At 29.3% G+C, this 2,969-nt stretch carries 1 protein-coding gene and 1 pseudogene; one reads left to right on the top strand and one right to left on the bottom strand.

Annotated elements, in window-relative coordinates; genetic code table 11:
• Window positions 1-246: pseudogene (locus CI949_RS19295) on the bottom strand (arginine--tRNA ligase); the annotation flags it as partial.
• Between the two features lie 346 nt (window positions 247-592).
• Between CI949_RS19295 and CI949_RS19290 the strand changes: the two are divergent.
• Window positions 593-2,524 carry a 5'-nucleotidase C-terminal domain-containing protein gene (locus CI949_RS19290; protein ID WP_091401765.1) on the top strand — a complete coding sequence of 644 codons (1,932 nt, stop codon included), beginning with the start codon at window positions 593-595 and terminating at the stop codon, window positions 2,522-2,524.
• Window positions 2,525-2,969: the final 445 nt, after the last annotated feature.

The raw sequence follows: 2,969 nt of genomic DNA, 5'->3' as shown, positions 1-2,969 counted from the left end.
ATAAGAGACAGCTTCTATTTTATCTATTACTTTTGAATCTTTAAAATTCTCTACAATTTTTTCAGCGGTTTTTTTTGGAGCTTGTCTCAAATCTTTAGATGTAATCATCGCAAAGTTTGTTTGATAATCTCCAAATTTAGAATTATTTGTTTCTTGAATGACTAATTTGTCTAAAAGGTCATTCCCAAATAATTCAGAAATGACAGGTTTTAGTTCATTATAAATGATATCTGTTATTGGTTTCATTTCATACCTCCGTATTTTTTTATTTATAGTCTATATTATTATATTTTATTAATTATAAGGGAATGTTTTTTTTAAGTCAAATTAGTATAAAAAAGCCTGCTTTTTTATACTAATTTCAAGTAGAAACAAAAATTAATAAAAGTTTTATGCAGTCAGATTTAAGAGTAAAAAATCATTCCAGGAACTTATTATCTATATATTTACCAGTACAAAACATTATTGTGTCATTTGGGATTTTTATTTTTATGTAAAAAGTGATATAATAAAAATCCCCAAATTTGTAAGTTGCCTTTATTAATTTATGTTAATAAATATTTACAATAACTATTACAAGGAGGGATAGACGTTGAAAAATTTTAGATTTTTAATGGTGTTTACGTTTGTTTTGATTTCCGTTTTTGCCATAGCACAGGTTCATATTGCAGTAATTGGTACTAGTGATACCCATGGAGCATTAACAAGTTACTCTTATACAGATATGACAGATTATGAAAATGTTGGTTTTGAAAGAATAGCCTCCATTGTTGAAGAAGTAAAAAATAATAATGAAAATGTAATTGTTCTGGATAATGGAGATACTATTCAGGGGAGTTTATTGACTGATGATTTATACAATACACAGCTATTTGATCAACCCCATCCATTGATTCAAGCAATGAATAAAATAGGTTATGATGCTTTAACGTTGGGCAATCATGAATTCAATTTTGGCCTTGAATTAATCGAAAAAATGAAAAAAGAAGCAGAGTTTCCTTTGCTTTCCGCAAATATTTACTATAAAAAAGACGGTTCTAACTTTCAAAAACCTTATTTAATAAAAGAGTTTAATGGGGTAAAAGTTGGAATAATAGGATTAACTACTCCAAATATTCCAAGATGGGATGGGCCAAAGGTTGAAGATCTCACTTTTAATGATATGAAAACTGAAGCAGAAAAATATGTAAAAGAATTAAAAAATGAACACAATGTTGATGTAATTATTGCAATGACGCATGCAGGACTTGAAGCAAGGCATGAAAATGAAGGTTCTGCAGCAAAAAGAGTTGCAGAAATACCTGAAATAGATGTTTTAATTACCGGTCATGACCATGTCCCAGTTAATGAAACAATAGGAAACACATTAGTTACTGCACCAAGAGCAAAATATGGGCAGGCTGACCAAGTGGTAAAAATTGATCTTACACTTGAACAAGACGGAGAAAATTGGAAAGTTATTAATAAAAAAGCAGAAAACATAAGTATAGCTGATTATGAACCATCAAAAAATTTATCAGAAATAACAGAAAAAGCTCATCAAGAAACAATGTCTTTCCTAAAGGACCCAATTGGAACAGCAACAGCAGATTTTCATCCTGATTACGAAGTACCTGGAATACCAGCTGGTAGAGTTCAAGATACTGCAGTTGTAGACCTAATTAATATAATTCAGTTGCATTATACTGGTGCAGATATATCTGCAGCTGCTTTATTCAAAGCTTCTTCGAATATTAAGAAAGGAGAAGTTTCTTACGCGGATATATTCGATATTTATAAATATCCAAACACGTTATACGCAGTTAATATTACTGGAAAAGAATTAAAAGAATATATGGAATGGTCAGTAAGTTATTATAATCAGTATAAACCTGGAGATCTAACTATTAGTTTTGATAAAGACATCCCAGCCTATAATCTTGATTTATTTCAAGGAGTAGAATATAAAGTTGATATTTCTGAACCAAAAGGTCAAAGGATCAAGAACTTAACTTACAAAGGAAAGCCAGTTAAAGATGATCAGGTATTTGAGTTAGCTTTAAACAACTACAGATATGGTGGATTAAAGAGTATGGGTATGCTAAGTCACGATGCTCACTTCCAATCTGATCCAAAATCTATAAGATTATATATTAGAGAATTTATTGAAGAAAAAGGAACTATTGAACCAAAAGTAGATTATAATTGGGAAATCATTGGTGTAGATTTTGATCATCCATTAAGAGACGACATTATTGAAATGATAAAAAATGATAAACTAGAATTGCCATCAACAGAGGATGCTAGAATTTCAAATATTGAATCAATTAATTTACATGAACTAATTAAAAATAATAAGCTTTCTAAAGATGTTTTAACTGAAAACAATTTAAAACTATATGAAGTAAAAGATGGAGACACCTTATATCAAATTGGATTAGACTATAATTTAATGTGGGACAAACTAGCTGAATTAAACGAGATGGCAAATCCAAATAACATTGAAGTAGGTAGAAAAGTTTTAGTTCCTGCTGAAGTAAACTGACCTGGAAAAATTAGGCTCAAAAATTACTAAAACCATATACAAAAGGATGCTTAGTTTCTAAATTCTAAAGGAACTAAGCATCCAAGTTTTTTGTACTTATTAGTATTTAAAAATGGGTTACATCTGTTAGACCCTTTTAATTTTATCTGCTTTGAAATCTTAGTATAATGTATTTTCTTGATATATTCTTCTTTTATTGAGATAATAAAGATACCTCCAAAGTGATTTTGTAGTTCTTAAACTTTGAAGGTATCTTTATATTTTTAAGAAATCTTTTGAGTTTTTTTAATTAATTATATTATATGGCCGTGATAACCAAGCTCTTCTAAATGTGACAATATATCTTGAGAAGGTTTATCCGTATTAATTTCAAATGTTTTTGAGTCTAAATCTACTGAACAATCTTCTACCTGTCTCTTATACACATCTCCGAGCCCACGAGACC

It is taken from the genome of Halanaerobium sp. (assembly GCF_003070835.1).
The sequence above is the reverse complement of the archived record's forward strand: the minus strand, read 5'-3'. Positions and strand labels throughout refer to the sequence as shown.